This window comes from Sporofaciens musculi, assembly GCF_009830285.1.
GTDB lineage: Bacteria > Bacillota > Clostridia > Lachnospirales > Lachnospiraceae > Sporofaciens > Sporofaciens musculi.
This window is the reverse complement of sequence record NZ_WUQX01000001.1, coordinates 11,837-28,202: the sequence shown is the minus strand read 5'-3', so window position 1 is coordinate 28,202 and position 16,366 is coordinate 11,837. Positions and strand designations below refer to the sequence as shown.

General features: G+C 45.0%; 14 protein-coding genes and 3 pseudogenes. 16 read left to right on the top strand and 1 reads right to left on the bottom strand.

From position 1 onward, the window contains the following. Positions 1–19: 19 nt before the first annotated feature. Positions 20–1,882, bottom strand: coding sequence for a methyl-accepting chemotaxis protein (locus tag GN277_RS00160; protein WP_204162681.1), 1,863 nt, complete (start codon positions 1,880–1,882; stop codon positions 20–22). 427 nt (positions 1,883–2,309) lie between these two features. Between GN277_RS00160 and GN277_RS32280 the strand changes: the two are divergent. The 16 genes and pseudogenes from GN277_RS32280 to GN277_RS00080 all read left to right on the top strand — a co-directional run bounded on the left by GN277_RS32280 (position 2,310) and on the right by GN277_RS00080 (position 16,328). Then, positions 2,310–3,253, top strand: a pseudogene (locus GN277_RS32280) (lytic transglycosylase domain-containing protein). 90 nt (positions 3,254–3,343) lie between these two features. Beyond that, positions 3,344–3,718 (top strand): flagellar basal body rod protein FlgB, encoded by a 375-nt coding sequence (gene flgB, locus GN277_RS00150; RefSeq protein WP_159748836.1) that lies wholly within the window; start codon positions 3,344–3,346, stop codon positions 3,716–3,718. Between the two features lie 127 nt (positions 3,719–3,845). Further along, on the top strand, positions 3,846–4,190 hold the full coding sequence (locus GN277_RS00145; protein WP_159748834.1) for a flagellar hook-basal body complex protein FliE: 345 nt from the start codon (positions 3,846–3,848) through the stop codon (positions 4,188–4,190). An 86-nt stretch (positions 4,191–4,276) separates the two neighbouring features. Then, positions 4,277–5,866: a flagellar basal-body MS-ring/collar protein FliF gene (fliF, locus tag GN277_RS00140; protein WP_159748832.1), complete on the top strand. Its 1,590-nt coding sequence runs from the start codon at positions 4,277–4,279 to the stop codon at positions 5,864–5,866. After that, positions 5,853–6,904: pseudogene (gene fliG / locus GN277_RS00135) on the top strand (flagellar motor switch protein FliG). Before fliF ends, fliG begins: the two are co-directional and overlap by 14 nt. Then, positions 6,888–7,643, top strand: a complete 756-nt coding sequence (locus GN277_RS00130; protein WP_244324528.1) for a FliH/SctL family protein — start codon at positions 6,888–6,890, stop codon at positions 7,641–7,643. Before fliG ends, GN277_RS00130 begins: the two are co-directional and overlap by 17 nt. A 12-nt stretch (positions 7,644–7,655) precedes the next feature. Next, positions 7,656–8,956: pseudogene (fliI, locus tag GN277_RS31945) on the top strand (flagellar protein export ATPase FliI). Then, a complete protein-coding gene (gene fliJ, locus GN277_RS00120) occupies positions 8,953–9,405 on the top strand; it encodes a flagellar export protein FliJ (protein WP_159748830.1) in 453 nt (150 codons plus the stop codon). The pseudogene fliI and the gene fliJ overlap by 4 nt, the downstream one beginning before the upstream one ends. Positions 9,406–9,557: 152 nt before the next feature. Next, positions 9,558–10,799, top strand: a complete 1,242-nt coding sequence (locus GN277_RS00115) for a flagellar hook-length control protein FliK (RefSeq protein ID WP_159748828.1) — start codon at positions 9,558–9,560, stop codon at positions 10,797–10,799. 14 nt (positions 10,800–10,813) lie between these two features. Then, positions 10,814–11,383, top strand: a complete 570-nt coding sequence (locus GN277_RS00110) for a flagellar hook assembly protein FlgD (protein ID WP_159748826.1) — start codon at positions 10,814–10,816, stop codon at positions 11,381–11,383. 42 nt (positions 11,384–11,425) lie between these two features. Further along, on the top strand, positions 11,426–11,833 hold the full coding sequence (locus tag GN277_RS00105) for a TIGR02530 family flagellar biosynthesis protein (RefSeq protein ID WP_159748824.1): 408 nt from the start codon (positions 11,426–11,428) through the stop codon (positions 11,831–11,833). A 122-nt stretch (positions 11,834–11,955) separates the two neighbouring features. After that, positions 11,956–13,335, top strand: coding sequence for a flagellar hook-basal body complex protein (locus GN277_RS00100; protein ID WP_159748822.1), 1,380 nt, complete (start codon positions 11,956–11,958; stop codon positions 13,333–13,335). Between the two features lie 48 nt (positions 13,336–13,383). Continuing rightward, on the top strand, positions 13,384–13,641 hold the full coding sequence (locus tag GN277_RS31940) for a flagellar FlbD family protein (RefSeq protein ID WP_334296659.1): 258 nt from the start codon (positions 13,384–13,386) through the stop codon (positions 13,639–13,641). Between the two features lie 33 nt (positions 13,642–13,674). Then, positions 13,675–14,490: a motility protein A gene (locus GN277_RS00090; RefSeq protein ID WP_159748818.1), complete on the top strand. Its 816-nt coding sequence runs from the start codon at positions 13,675–13,677 to the stop codon at positions 14,488–14,490. Positions 14,491–14,502: 12 nt separating this feature from the next. Then, a complete protein-coding gene (locus GN277_RS00085; RefSeq protein ID WP_159748816.1) occupies positions 14,503–15,258 on the top strand; it encodes an OmpA/MotB family protein in 756 nt (251 codons plus the stop codon). Positions 15,259–15,281: 23 nt separating this feature from the next. Beyond that, positions 15,282–16,328, top strand: coding sequence for a flagellar motor switch protein FliM (locus GN277_RS00080; protein ID WP_159748814.1), 1,047 nt, complete (start codon positions 15,282–15,284; stop codon positions 16,326–16,328). Positions 16,329–16,366 lie beyond the last annotated feature (38 nt).

Genomic DNA, 16,366 nt, shown 5'->3' with positions numbered 1-16,366 from the left:
GATTATAAATTCAAAGCTCTTAATATTTCGCCATATCATCCACAAAAGCCCCGCTGCTTACCGGAGTCTTCGGAACTGGTGCAGGTACTACCACTGTCTCCGAAACGGGCTCTGGAATAGGCTCTGGAATAGGATCTGGAATTGAAACAGGAGCAGAAACCGAAATAGGATCTGGAGTTCTTGCTGCAACTGGCGTCATAGGTCCCGCCATAGTCTTCAAACGGAAACGTCCTACCAAGCTCTTGAGCAGACTGGACTGGCTGTAAAGTTCTTCGCTTGCCGCAGCGCTTTCCTCAGCCGTAGCGGAGTTCGTCTGAATAACGGAAGAAATCTGGTCGATACCAAGTGTAACCTGCTGAATTCCTTCTGCCTGCATATCAGACGCCTCTGTGATAGCAGCCATATTCTCGGAAATCTTCTGTGCGCTTGACACAACCTTCAACAGAGATTCCTGTGTATCAGATGCAATCTGATTTCCTTCTGAAACAGCGGTAAGAGAATTGCTGATCAGTGCAGTTGTATCCTTTGCAGCCTCCTGGCTCTTGGAAGCAAGGCTTCTTACTTCATCTGCAACTACTGCGAATCCCTTGCCAGCCTCTCCGGCACGTGCAGCCTCTACAGCAGCGTTCAATGCCAGGATATTGGTCTGGAATGCAATATCTTCAATCGTCTTAATAATCTTTTCGATCTCGCTGGAACACTCATTGATTCTGGTCATGGCAGTCATCATAGATTCCATCATCTTATTACTGTTGTCAATCTCGCCCACAGTCAGGCCCATAAGATCGTTGACATCACGAGCATTGTGAGCGGTTTTGTTGACCTTGTCAGATAATTCGTTAAGAGTAGCAACCAACTCTTCCACGGAACTTGCCTGCTCTGTTGCGCCTTGGCTAAGCGCCTGAGCGCCGCTGGATACCTGCTCAGAACCTTCGGCAACCTGGTCGGATGCCTGATGGAGTTGGCTCATGGCATCGTTCAGAGACTCAATAATCTTGCCGCAGGAACGCTTAAGAGATTGGAAATCTCCAAGGTAGTCCATATCCATCTCAACGGACAAATCACCATCTGCAAGAGAGCCAAGCCTCTGGCTGATATGCTCAATGTAACCGGACAAAGTCTTTAATAAAGAACGAAGATTATCAGCGAGTCCGCCCAGTTCATCGTTAGATTCGTATGTAACTTTTGTATGCATATTACCTTTTGCCATTTCTTTCACAGCGTTTTCAATCTCTACGATTGGGGAGGTAAGGCTCTTTGTCAGTCGGAGTGCAAGAATACAAATCACAAAAAGGCTGAAAAGTGCAACGCCTACCAACAGGATTGTACAGAATTTTTTGGTGTCATGACCTTCCTCGTAGAATAATTCAGCATTTGTCTCGGCTCTTTCAATAATTGCGTCAATGGCTTCCTGGAATTCAATACCGGCATCGGCATATTCACCATTCAATACAGAAAGCGCCTGATTTCCCTGGTGGGCTTCCAGATAAGATAAAGACTTTTCACGGGCTGTCTTTAACTTGGACGCCGCGTCCAAAGCTGCGGATACTAAAGCATCATCTGAGCCGTAAACCTCGGTCAGTTTATCAAGAGCGTTGCTCATGACTTGTGCAAGGTCGTTGACCTGTCCCAGCAGCTCTTGTCTCTTTGTCTCATCTTCGGTGGTCAGTGCACGGAACATATTTAACTGATTCTGACGTGTGGAAGACTCAGCCTCCAAAGAATACCGAACCATTGGATAAGGACGGTCGTAAAAATTCTCTAATCCTTCGAGAACACGTTCGAGCCCGAAGTTGGCTACAATGATTGAGACAATGTAAAATCCCATCATAATTCCAAATGAGAGAAGCAGCTTGCTCCTCACTTTTAAGTTTCTAAACACGTTTCATTCCTCCTAGTACATAATAATAGTTAAAATATAAAATAACGAGTAATATGCACTTTCTATTTTATAACGTTTTGCTATAAAAGTAAATATCTGTTTAAAAGTTTCCTGTCATATTTTGTGGTAAATTTTTGTCAGTATCTGTAAATTTGTTTTATAAAATTTATAATTTTATAAGAGGGAAAAAGATGGATGTAAAATGATAATTTAAATATATTTTTAATCATTTACACTTTATTCTGCTTTCCTAAAGGCGTATAATAGCATAAATTGTAAAAAAGTTGGCCTAAAAAACCTTTTCAAAACGAAAAAAACGTGGTATAAATATAAGATAGAGTGGTATAAGTATGTTTTAAGCTAAGTTATACAATATAATATGTAAATGTACTTGGGAGTAGGACATAATTTATGCCTTTAATTGTGGATGGAGAGAAGGACAATGGGAATGGATTATACGATTTATAATAATTGGTACAAGTATATGAGTAATGTTCTGAACCAGATTCAAGGGATATCAGATGATCCGTCTTATACGTATACGGGGCAGACGTCTTCTGCAAGTCAAAGCTTTGCAGACATATATAATACGATGATGAGATTGAATTCCGTAAAGAATACCGGTGCGGTGGAGGATACATCTTCCATACAGACAGGAAGCACGAGTATGGATGCGATTTTTGAAGAAGCGGCGAATTTATATGATGTGCCGCTGAATTTGCTGAAAGCTATGGGTAAAGCGGAGTCTGGCTTCGATGCGAATGCGGTATCTTCGGCTGGAGCGCAGGGGTTATGCAGTTGATGCCTGCTACGGCGAGGTCGCTTGGGGTGGAGGACCCCTTTGACGCGAGAAGCAATATTATGGGAGGCGCCAAATATATTTCTCAGCAGCTTAAGAAGTATAATGGTAACATAGATTTGGCGTTGGCTGCATACAATGCGGGTAGCGGGAACGTTGCAAAATATGGAGGTGTTCCCCCGTTTAAGGAGACGAGAAACTATATCCAAAGAATTAAGGGATATATGAATTCTAATCTGACGACAGGCAAGACGGTAGAGGAAAAGAATGTGAACACAGGCGCAGAGAAGACATTTGCTTATGGAACGGCTCTTAGAGGAGAGGAAGCAGGGGTGAAGAACAATACCTCGAAAAGCGGTACATATACCTTGTCTCAGGAAAACGCCCAGTATTTTGTTGAGATGATGAGGCTTCAGATGATGAACAGGGCCAGCGTGATTACGCGCTCTCTTTCTGAGATGAATGGACAGAGTACGTTTTGTAAAAGTTGCTGGAAAAAGCCTGATAAATTTACCAGGATTTTCTTACTAAGTAAATGTTATTTTCTAACGAAAAGTGTAGACTTTTTGTAGAATAAAGTCTATAATGAACAAGAGTGGTTGGAGAATGTCAACCTTTAAAACGGAAAAGTTATCAATTAATAAAAAAGGAAGTGACATAGGATGTTTGGAAATACGATTTCGATGGCACACAAATCTTTGGATTTCTTGTGGAAGCAGCAGGAGATCATAGATTTGAATATTGCGAATGTGAATACTCCGGGGTATAAGTGCCAGTCTGTTAGTTTTGAGGATATCTACCGTAAGCGTCTGATGGCGGCAAGTAAGACGAAGGACAATGGGAAGGTTCGTCAGGCGATTGATGAGGCGGATTGTCTGGTATACAGCAGGGATAATTCTGGAAGAGTGGATGAGAACAATGTTAATGCAGATGTTGAGAATACTAAGATGGCAAGAACAACGTTGCATTATCAGTATTTGATTCAGTCAGTGACTAACGATGTGAAGCGTTATCAGACGGCGATTAAAGCGCAGTAAGTGATATGTGAACTTTGATGTATTATGAAGATCTGCATTACAAAATATATTTATAAGAATGTATTTATAATAGGTAAAAGTCGTGATGTGTAAATAAGAATAACGCAGCAGAAAGGGTTGATATAATATGGAAGATAGATTCATTACACCATTACAGCCGTTGAGGAGTATGGCGGCTGTATCAGGTCTGGGAAATGTGAATGGAGAGGCAAGAGTTGCGGACTCGGACACAATAAAGGGACAGGAAGGGATTTCCGCATTTAAATCTATTTTTGAGGAAGCGATTGATAATGTAAGGTCAACAGAAGATACATTGGCAAAGAGGCAGTATCAACTGGCAACAGGGCAGATTGAAGATCCGCATACGGTTGGAATTGCGTCTTCAGAGGCTCAGCTTGCCGTGGATATGTTGGTGTCGTTGCGTACCAAGGCGTTAGAGGCTTATAATGAGATTATGCGTATCAGTCTATAGTACGATGTGTACATGGTAGACGGATATTTTTTACTGTAAAAAATAACGATGATACATAGAATCGGAAAGTAAGAGAGTTTTGGACAATGAAGGAAAAGTTTGAGCAGTTTAAAGAATTTGTCGGCAATTTAAGCAGAAAAGTGAAGATTATGATCATTGTCGGTGCGGTGGTGTTGATTGGTGGTGCGGTGACGATTGCGATCATCCTGAATAACCGGCCGTATACGGAATTGTTTTCCGGACTGGGGCAGGAAGAAATGCAGCAGATTGCGCAGAAATTGACGGAAGACGGCATAGATTATAAGTTTAATGGCGAATCGACGATTATGGTTAAAGAGGACACGGTGGACCAGACGAAGGCGACGCTTGTTCAGGCAGGATATCCAAAGAATGGATTTACATATGATACGTTTAAGGATAATGCGAGTATGTTGACCACTGATTCGGATAAGAAGACCTACAAGCTCTACGAACTGCAGGATCGTATCGGCTCTACCATTCGTCTGTTTGATGGTGTGAAGGATGCCAAGGTTACGATTGCATTGGGAGAAGAAAGTAAGTATGCCTTGAATGACGAGGAAGAAAAATCCAGCGCTTCGGTTGTTGCGATTATGCAGGACGGCGGTTCGCCGACGGAAGACCAGGTCGTTGCGATTCAGCGGCTGGTGGCCAAAAGTATCCCTGGGATGGAGCTTGAAGATGTGGCGGTTATTGATGGAAATGGAAATGACGTTTCTGTAGATGGAAATGGGAATTCCTCCAATAGTTCTACCACGGAAGAACTTGCGAGAATGGTGGAGAACTCTATTTCTGCCAGTGTTATGAAGGTACTTGGTCCAATCTATGGGCAGGAGAATGTACGTGTTACTGCGCATGCCCGTTTGAATATGGAAAGGTTAATTCGCCAGCAGACGACTTATACGACTCCGGATAAGATTAACGAGGAGGATAAGTCGGGAATCATCAGCCATGAGGAGCTTTATGAGGAACAGGCTGGAACGGGAGATGGCGCTGGAGGAGTTGCGGGGACTGAGACAAATGCAGATACACCTGAATATAATACAGATGGGGATGCTGACGGAACGAATGCATACAGTGAAAGCGCGGTTCGGGATTATTTGGTCAACGAGTTGAAAGAGGAAGGGCAGATTGATCCTGGCGAATTGGAGGACCTTACGGTATCTGTTGCGATTAACGGTAATGGATATGGAAGCTTAAGAGAGAATCAGATTCGTTCTCTGGTGGGAAATGCGGCGGGTATCGCGGCAGACGCCCAGGAAGAGAAGATTGCGATTGTGAGCGCGCCGTTTGATGGAATCGATGCAGACGATGAATCTGAAGAAGTATCGTCTGGCGGAATTCTGGAGAGTATACCGTTGTGGGCAATTATTGCAGCCGCAGCTCTGCTCTTGCTGTTAATTATAGTTATTATTATCCTGATAGTCAGAAGGCGGAAGCAGGATGAAGAGGAAATTGAGGAGCTGGTCGAAGAAGCTGAGACAGTGGAAGAAATTCCGGCTGTGCTTGATATGAATGAGGAGCTTCTTCAGCTTCAGAACGACAGGAGTATGGAACTCAAGAAGAATGTACGGGAATTCGCGGAACAGAATGCAGAGATTTCTGCTCAGTTATTGAAGAACTGGCTGAATGGGGGCGTTGCAGATGGAGGAGAATAAAGAAAGCAAAGAAACCAAGGAAACTAAGGAAGTTAAAGAGAGCAAGCTGACGCCTGAGCAGAAAGCTGCTGCTGTCGTTGTTTCCCTTGGGGCTGATAAAGCGTCGAAGATCTATAAGCATCTGAGCGAGAGTGATATTGAGAGGCTGACGATTGAAGTGGCAAAGTTAGGGCATATCAGCCCTGATGAGATGGAGCTTGTTCTGGATGAGTTCTATAAGACCTGCTTGACCCAGAAGGTCGTAACTGACGGCGGTATGGAGTATGCGCGAGCAGTGCTTGAGAAGGCATTTGGGAAAGCACAGCACAATCGCTGCTGGATAAGTTGTCAAAATCTCTGAAGATACGGCCCTTTGAATTTATACGTAAGAGTAATGTAAAGAATTTGATATCATTTTTGCAGCATGAAAGACCGCAGACGATTGCATTGGTTCTGTCCTATGCGGATTCAGATCAGGCGTCTATGGTTATTAGCGAGCTTCCCAAGGAGAAGCGCATTAAGGTTGTGGAAGCTATTGCCAGAATGGAGAGCGCGTCTCCGGAAGCGATTAAGGTCGTGGAGGATTCGCTTAAGAAGCGGTTTGACAGCATTCTTACGACAGATGTTACCACCATTGGCGGTATTGATTACATAGCAGATGTAATGAATCATATGGACAGAGCGAACGAGAAGTACATTTTCGACGAATTGGGCAAAAACGACGAAGAACTGGCAGAGACGATTCGGAAGAAGATGTTCGTATTCGAGGATATTGTGTCCATGGACAACAGATCAATTCAGAGATTTATCCGCGAGTGCGATGTCAAGGATATCGTATACGCGCTCAAAGGGTCCGACGAGAAGATCAAGGAGCTTGTATTTTCCAATGTATCTTCACGTATGGCTGAGAGTATTCAGTCTGACCTTGAGATTACGGTTAATGTACGTCTGAGAGACGTGGAGGAAGCGCAGCAGAGAATTGTCGGCGTAATCAGGAGACTGGAAGAAGCCGGAGAATTGATTATTGTTAAGAGCGGAAAGGATGAAATCATTGCCTAGGATTGTAAAAGAACCGGAGAAGAAGGAGGACGTTAAGCCGTACGACTTCTTTGCCGGCTTCAAGCTCATTGAGGAGCCGAAAGAGGAAGATGAAGACTCAGAGGGCGATGCTGAAGAAGATGAAGAAAATGCTGTTTCGGTAGAAGAAATTCTGGAGGAAGCGAGGGCTCAGGCCAGGCAGATTATTAATGATGCCCGCTCCCAGGCAGAATACCTGCGGGATCAGGGCTATCGGGAAGGGCAGGAGACGGGACGCCAGGATGGGACGCGGGAAGCTTATGACGAACAGCGCAGGCTTTTAGACGCCGAGATACAGGAACTTCAGAATAATATATCAGAGGTAATCCAGAGTGTTTCGGTGGAGAAGGAGAAGCTGCTTGAGCAGTATGTGGATGATTTGAAACGGATTTCCCTTACTGTGGCGGAAAAGGTGATCCAGACCAGCCTGCAGTCCAGCGGCGACATCGTGAAGCGTATGATTCTTGCGGCTACCGATAAGATCACGAAAAAACAGTGGGCCAAGATCTATATAACGAAGTGTGATACGGCTGTTTCTATGGATGTAGATACGGAATTTTTGGATAAACTGTCCAAACTTTCTGAGAATATTAAGATTGTTACTATGGATAATGGAGAAGAAGGCACATGTATTATAGAATTGCCCGATGAGATTATTGACGCTAGCGTCGGTACGCAGTTAGAGAACATCAAAGACATACTGAACAATGTCAGGGTGTAATCAAGGAGAGAGATGTTTTCAAAATTGCCGGAGCTGATACAGAAAGCAGAGACGATCAGTTACATAGGAAAGATAGAGAATGTCATTGGAATGGCGATGGAGTCTTCCGGAAACCGTGCAAGTATCGGGGATATTGCCATGATTTACAACGAAGAAAAGCACAGGCAGATTCCCGTGGAGGTTGTGGGGTTCCGTGGAGACAAGATGCAGCTTATGGCATACGAGAATTTGAATGGTGTGGCTGCCGGCAGTTTTGTGAGAAATACCCGGAAGCGTTTGAAGATTCCGGTAGGTGAATTTTTGAGAGGAAGGATCATAGATGCCACAGGGAATCCTATGGATGATTTAGGACCGCTTCCTTCTTCACGTTATTACTATGTAGAGAATAATTATATCAATCCCTTGGCAAGACCTCCGATTACGGACCCGTTGGAATTTGGCGTGAAAGCGATTGATGGGCTGAACACGGTTGGGAAGGGGCAACGTATCGGTATTTTTGCAGGTAGTGGCGTCGGCAGAGTACATTACTTGGAATGATTGCGAGAAATGTTAAAGCCGATATTAATGTGATTGCTCTCGTGGGAGAGCGAGGCCGAGAAGTTCGTGAATTTATAGAAAAGGATCTCGGACCGGAGGGAATGAAACGCAGCATACTTGTGGTTGCGACTTCTGATCAGCCCGCAATGCTGCGCATGAAATGTCCCCTTGTGGCGACGACCATTGCAGAGTATTTTAAAGATCAGGGGAAGGATGTTCTGTTGATGATGGATTCTCTTACCCGTTTCGCAATGGCGCAGCGTGAGATTGGGCTTGCAACCGGAGAGCCGCCGGTTGCAAGAGGCTATACCCCTTCCATATATGCAGAGTTCCCGAAGCTATTGGAGAGAAGCGGGAAATTCGAGAAGGGTTCGATTACTGGTATCTATACGGTGTTGGTGGAGGGTGACGACACCAACGAACCGATTGCAGATACCGTCCGTGGTATTCTGGACGGACACATTGTACTTACAAGAAAACTGGCGAATGAAAATCACTTTCCTGCGATTGATGTAAATGCCAGTATTTCCCGTCTGATGACGAATATTGTACCAGAGGATCACCGTGAAGCGGCAGCAAAGATGAGAGATATTTTGAGCATATATGCTAAGAATGAAGATTTGATTTCAATTGGAGCCTATAAGTCAGGGACGAATCCCAGGCTTGACGGGGCTATTTCCAAGATTGACAGAGTCAATGCTTTTCTCATGCAGAAGATAGACGAGAGTTTTCCGAGTGACAAATCCTTAGAGATGATGAAGGAGATATTGCGATGAAGAAGTTCTTTTTTTCATTGGATACTGTACTTAATTATAAGGAGCAGGTGCTTGATGGACTAAAAGCAGAGCATGCCAGGATTCTTGCGAAGGTTAGGGAATGTGAACGAACCATTGAGACAATGGAGGAGGAGCATCGCCGTTGTACGATAGAATTTCGGAATAGCCGGATGAGTGGAATGAAGATTTGTGATATCCATACCTATGAGAATTATCTGGAGGCGCTGGGGATTAAGATTAAGAAGAAGTATGAAGAACTGGCGAAGCTCCAGGAGAAGGAAGAAGCCAAGCGCAACGAGGTGGTGGAAGCAAAAAAAGAAACTTCCTCCATAGATAAATTAAAGGAAAAGAAGTACAAGGAATACGAGAAGGAAGTCCAGAAGGAAGAAGAACAATTTATAGAAGAATTTGTTGCCACAAAAAGGGCGATGGCGAGAATTGTCGGGTAATCCTGTCAGGGATGATGGATATTGTTCCGGACAGATTACTATAAATGTAACGAAGACACAAAAACAGTATTCTCTCATATATTATAGGGCGTGGCTGTAAATTAGAGTGTCAAGAGTTACACCAATATTATTAAGAAAGGAGGAGGAAGCCCATGGAGAAATTGAGTATGAAGACGATGGATATTGCATTTCAGGCTGCAGGAAAGACGAAAGCGCCTAATCAGACTGGGGATGTATCTGGAGACTATGACTTCCGGAAGATGCTTCAGAGCAAGGATGAGGATGCACAAGGGAAACAGGATAGTAAGGAAGTAACCAAGGATAAAGATCAGGATACAGCGACAGATAAGACCGAGGCATCAGGCGAGCAGAAGCAAGAAGGAGTGTCTAAGGACAAGACGGATAAGACAGACAGCAAAGAGACAGATACCAGTCAGGCGGAAGCAATGATTGCGGCGCAGATGTGCCAACGGCTCTCTTGTGGCTTCGCTGTTGTTGAGCAGAAGACGGGAGAACAGGCCCCGGCCCCAACGCCAGAGATGGCGGTTCAGGTGCAGACTGAAGCTGAAGGCAAAGAACTGATGATGCAGATGACGGACGCTAAAGAAACAGAGGCGGTTCAAGTGCAGACTGAGGCAGAAGCTCAGCAGGTTCAGATGCCGGAAACCGGAAGGGTTGAGACGGTTTTACCGAAGCAGGCTGAGACTCGTCCAGAGCAGATGCAAGGGAAAACAGAGGTGAAGGCGGCGGAAGCGATGTCGGTTGTACAGACACAAGACGCGTCTGAGACACAGCAGCAGCCCCAGGATTTCTCATCGAATTTAAAAGAGGCAGTGAAAACTGAACAGCCCCAGGAAAAGGGGGAGGTACAGTCAGAGCAGTTTACGCCGGAGCAGGCAGCGGCGGCAGTAAGACCAGAGGCGGAGAGGATCCCACAGCCAGAGGTGGAAAAGCCGGAGACGATTGCCAGAGTTTATGTAGAGCAGCCAGAGGAACTTCCAGAGAAGGTTACAGATACAATGCTTTCCAAGCTTGTGGAGGGTGTGAAGGAGTTTGAGATTCATATTGAACCTGTAAATCTTGGAAAGATTGCTGTAAAAGTACTGTATGAAGGGAATCAGGCAACAATCTCGATCGTTTGTTCAGAAAAGCGTGCTATGGATGCACTTAGTCAGAACGCGCGTGAGATTGGCAACATCATTGACCGGAATCTTGGCGGGGAGACGACCATTATTGTGGAGAAGCAGGAGACTGACTACCTGAATCAGACACGGGATGAAAATGAGCAGGCAGACCAGAACGCAAAGCAGGAGAAGAAAGACAAAAATCAGAACCAGGACGGTGAGGATGCAGAACAATTTTTGCAGAAGCTGCGTCTGGGATTGGTTGGATAAGAAAGGAGAAGAATATGGCAGGAGTTGAAGATGTATTAAAGAGCGATGCCGCCCAATATCAATACGATGCGTCGAAGGCTACACAGACGTCGGCGGTATCTAACAAGAGCGATATGACCATGGATGATTTCTGGAAATTGATGGCGGCACAGCTTCAATATCAGGATCCCATGAATCCGATGAGTAACAGTGAAATGATGAATCAGATGACACAGATGGCTACCATGAATGCTATGACTCAGGTGACGTCGGCAGTATCTAATTTTGCAACCGTTTCCAACAATCTGTCGCAGGTAACCTTGACCACCTATTCTACAGGGTTGCTCGGAAAAGAAGTAACCGTTGCGATTACGAATGAGGAGGGCGAAGTAACCGGAACCAAGAAGGGAACGGTAACAGGCGTAGATTTAACTGGCGCTACGGCAGTATATATCGACGGAAAAAAGTACGAGTTGTCACAAGTAATGGGTATCGGTGAAGTTCCGGTGAAGGATGAAGACAAGGATAAAAATGACACAGACAAGACGGAAGGAACCGATAAGACGGATACTGACAATACGACAGGTGATAAGGATAAAGAGTAGTTAAGGGGATTAAGGGGATTAGAGATAAAGGCGGTGCAAGTGATGAGTAAGATGAACCAGATTACCAATGCCGGAGCGCTTAAGCTGCAGCATGCGTCAGCGCAGCTGCAGACACAGGGAATCACAGGTGCAGGTGCGAATACAGTCACTAAGGTGCAGTTCGCAGACGTTTTGCAGAAAGAAGCCGACAAAGCTCAGTCCGTTCAGTTCTCCAAACATGCGGTACAGAGAGTCCGGGAGCGGGGAATCGAGATGACAGACGGTCTCCTTAAGGACTTGAACCAGGCAGTATCGAAAGCCAGGGAAAAAGGTGCAAGAGACGTGGTTATCATCGGCGAGAGCGGGGCTTTTATAGTAAATGTTCCACATAACGTCGTAGTGACAACAATGTCAGGAACAGAGATGAGGGAAAATATATTTACCAATATTGACAGCGCGGTCTTAATGTAAGCCGGACCATTTGATGGGGGTTTCGTATCTGTATGACTTGCAGATACACAGTGGAGCCGATGGAGAATACCATAGGTTTCCCAAAGACGCGCAGGATATAATAAAGAAAGGGTGTATAACAAATGGTTAGATCAATGATTGCAGGAGTTGCAGGACTCAAGGCACATCAGTCCAAATTGGACGTTATCGGTAATAATATAGCGAACGTTAATACATGGAGTTTTAAGTCTTTTAGCTATAACTTTCAGGACGGAATGTATACGAATTCTATCAGCAGTACAGGCGGAAGCCAGTTGGCGGGAGCAGCCGGAGGACATAACGCTTCTCAGGTAGGTTACGGTTCAAAGTTATCATCAATCTCTACGGAGTTTAACACCGGCGCCCCGGCGCCCTCCTCCAACAATCTGGATTGTATGATTGACGGAACAGGCTTCTTCCTGGTAGGTAATATGGTAAACGGTGCGTTTGATAACGTGGAGTCATCAGGACTTAGTTTGTCAAGAGTCGGCATCTTCCGTGTAGATAACAATGGATATATGGTAGATAATCAGGGAAGTTATGTGTATGGATATGCGCCGATTGAGGGAACAGGAACGCCGGAGACACCGGCGTCAGCCAGCTCTGTTACGATTAAAGATGTTCCTGTTAAACTGGAGAAGCCGGCTCAGGGTGCTGCGGCAGGTACAAAATGGACGATTACAATAGCTGGTGTAAAGGTTGACACAAACGTTACTTCGGTAAATGATTTTGAAGATGCCGTGAATGACTGGGTAACATATGTGTCAAAGCAGAAGCTGGATGAAAATGGAAAACTTGTGCCAGAGTGTAACGGACTGGATTTCACGAAAGTCAATGTCAGCCTGGACCGTATCGGAAGATATCTTAATAGTGCAACGCTTACAATTACAGCAAAAGAGGCTGGCGATACATTTGCTACAACAATTGGCGCTGCGGGTACTGGAATTTATGGAGCGATGTTTGTGAATGATGGTAATGGTCCAGTGGGTACGCCAAATGTGGATTTTGTTGAGCCAGTAGAAGATGGAAGAAATCAGGGAAATGATTTGATTCCAGGCGTAGCGGCAGAGTATGCGGACGAATTGACTGCCATTCGTATTCCGATTGATGAACAAACAGGTCAGCGGTATGATATCCAGAGCTGGAGAATCAATGAAGACGGAACTATTATGGGAACCGACAGAAACAACCGTACTATTCCGGTCGGACAGATTGCCCTGGTTTCCGTAGAGAACCCCAACGGCCTTGAGAAGCAGGACGGTTACTATTACTCAGTGGGTCCAAACTGCGGGGATGTAGAGGCGATCAAACCCAACGGCGGTCCGGTTGGAAAGCTTTTAGGAGGAACACTTGAGATGGCAAACGTAGACCTTGCGAATGAATTTTCCAACATGATTACAACCCAGAGAGGGTTCCAGGCCAACTCAAAGATTATCACAGTAACGGATGAAATGTTACAGGAGCTTGTTAATATGAAGCGTTAATAACCGCCGGCAAGTAATAGATGTGATTTTGACAGCATATTCCAGTATATGGCGAATACATCTTCACCATATACTGGGATATGTTTGAAATTTATGAGGAACTATGATATGATAATGCTGACGAAATTAAATGACACAAAGATCGTATTGAATTGTGCGCATATAGAATCTGTGGAATTGATACCGGAATCAAAGATCCTTATGACTAACGGCAAGTTTTACATCGTAAAAGAAGGTGCGGAAGAGATAATCAGGAAAACAATTGAGTACAATGGTAAGATACATTGCTACCGTGGAGATAGATAGTATAGTAATTAAGGAATAGGGTGGTGAAGATAAGTGGACATAACTAGTATTTTAGGTGTGGTTATCGGTGCGGTGCTGATCGTATTCGTAGGTATCGGACCGGCAAAGCTTGGAAACTTCTGGGACCTTCCCAGTATCGCGATTGTTATTGGAGGTACGCTTGCAGCGGGAATCGCATGTTATCCCTTCAATATGTTGCTGACTCTTCCCAAGCATACGAAGATGCTATTTCAGGGGAAGAAGTATAACATCGGTGAATTGATTGATATACTGGTTGAGATGGCTCAGCTTGCGAGACAGAATGGTCTGCTGGCGTTGGAGGAGAAAGCGAATGAGCTTGATGACATGTTTTTCAAGCAAGGCATCATGTTGATTGTGGATGCAACAGAACCGGAAGAAGTACGTACCCTTCTGGAGAGTGACGTGGAAGCCATGCTGTCAAGACATGAGGACTGTATCGGGATTTATGATACTTTGGATGCGAAAGCGCCTGCTTTTGGTATGATTGGTACGCTGGTCGGACTGGTCAACATGCTGAAGGGTATGAATCTTGATGAAGGCGGTGCGGGAGACATTGGCCCTGCCATGGGAACAGCGTTGATTACGACATTCTACGGATGTATACTTGCCCACTTGATATTCTCACCAATTGCTAAGAAACTGAGAGTAAGGAATGACGAGGAATTACTGTATAAGCAGATTATGATTGAGGGAATCCTTGCAATTCAGGCGGGAGACAATCCGAAGTTCCTGCGTGAGAAGCTGGTTACATTCGTGTCCCAGAAAGAGCGCCAGAAGCTTCTGGATCCGGATGCAGTTGCTGCAAAGGGCAAAAAGGCAGAAGAATAACAGGAGGGAGCTATGAAGAAGAGGAACAAAGGCGGCGGCGGTGGCGGCGCCAATTGGATGGACACCTATGGAGACCTGGTAACTCTGCTGTTATGTTTCTTCGTATTACTATACTCCATCTCTACTTTGGACCAGTCGAAATGGATTATGATTGTTAAGAGCTTCAACCCTGAAGCCGAGGAGTTGTCCCAGATTGCAGATGAGACTGACCCTGGCGCGCCCAACGATGTGTCGGGAGCAGTAGAGGCAGAGGCATTTGACGAGTTGTATGAGAGTCTGAAAGCCGCAGTGGATGAAGCGAATATGAATAGCGAAGTAGAGCTGTTTAAAGGGGATGGCTATACTTTTATCACATTTCAGGATAATGTATTCTTTGACGGAGACAGTTCTGTGATTAAACAGGAGGGAATGGATGTTTTGGCGCAGTTTGCGTCGATTATCTCAGGAGTCAAGGACTCTGTGAAGGAGATTCAGGTGTTGGGACATACGACGCAGGCAGACCCAGTGATTCCGAACAATCCGGAGAATGACAGGGTTCTTTCATCGGAGAGAGCGGCAAGGGTTGCGGCATTCATCCAACAGCGGACGGAAGTAACGCCAGATAAGATTGTTCCGATGGGATATGGACAGTTCAGGCCTGTTGCACCGTTTGATACGCCGGAGAATCGGGCGAAGAACCGGAGGGTTGAATTACTGATCACCAAGTCTGACGCAGTAGAACATTCTCTGGAAGAGTATTATCAGATGATGAACAGAACAACCGAGTAAAGTAAGGAAAGTGGGAGTTTAGGATGGCAGATGTATTATCGCAAAGTCAGATAGACGCATTGCTGAATTCCATGCAGAATTCCGGTGCGGATGAGGTGGTAGAGGAAAAGAAGGAGGTAGTAAAGGAGAAGGAGTACAAAAAGTACGACTTCTTCAGTCCAAAGAAGTATACGAAGGATAAGCTGAAGATGCTCAGCAGTATCTACGATAACTACTCCAGGATAGCTGCTTCACAGATCAATGGTCTGTTCCGGGCTGCCAGTGAAGTTGAGGTTATGGGGGTTGAGGAGCAGCGTTATTACGAATTTGGAAATGCGTTGAATGAGTCGGACGTACTCACAATCGCTAATATAGACTTGCCCGATCGGTCCAGTAACCCTCCAATGCTGATGCATATTAGTCCATTGCTGATGGCGTCTATGATTGACCGTATGCTTGGAGGGACGGGGATGGATATGTCGGTAGATATGTCTTATACTTATACGGATATTGAGCTTGCCCTCTATGCAAAAATTATAAAGTATTTGGTTATGATTACCAAAGATGTCTGGGCTGGTTATATCAATCTGGATGTTGAGTTCGAGCGGGTGGAAGAGAAACCAAGTATGTTCCAGGGAATTAGTGTAGATGAGACAGTAGTAATTATCATGCTGCACATATCCCTTGGCGGAATTGATGGAAGTATGAATATCTGTATGCCAGGCACGCTTTTAAGCAACATGTTTGAAATCATTGATAAGACGAAGCATCTGGCAAAGAAGATCGATGCGGCGCATCTTCGGAACACCAAGGAGGATATTCTGGAGAATATCAGAGAATCCAAGATGGATATTATGGCGCAGCTTGGCATAGCGAAGCTGAATCTGGACGATGTATACAATCTCCATGTGGGAGACGTCATCGACCTGAACAAACCACAGGATTCGCTGATTTCCCTCTATATCGAGGGCCAGCCATGGTTCAATGGCCAGCTTGGCGTACATAACAAGAATGTAGCAGTCAAGATTGAGGATCGTCTGATTGAGCCGAACAAGTTGCTTGAAGAGGCGGAAGAAGACGTGGCAGTATAACTACCAGATAAATCCAAGGATTATCTGAGTAAATAAAT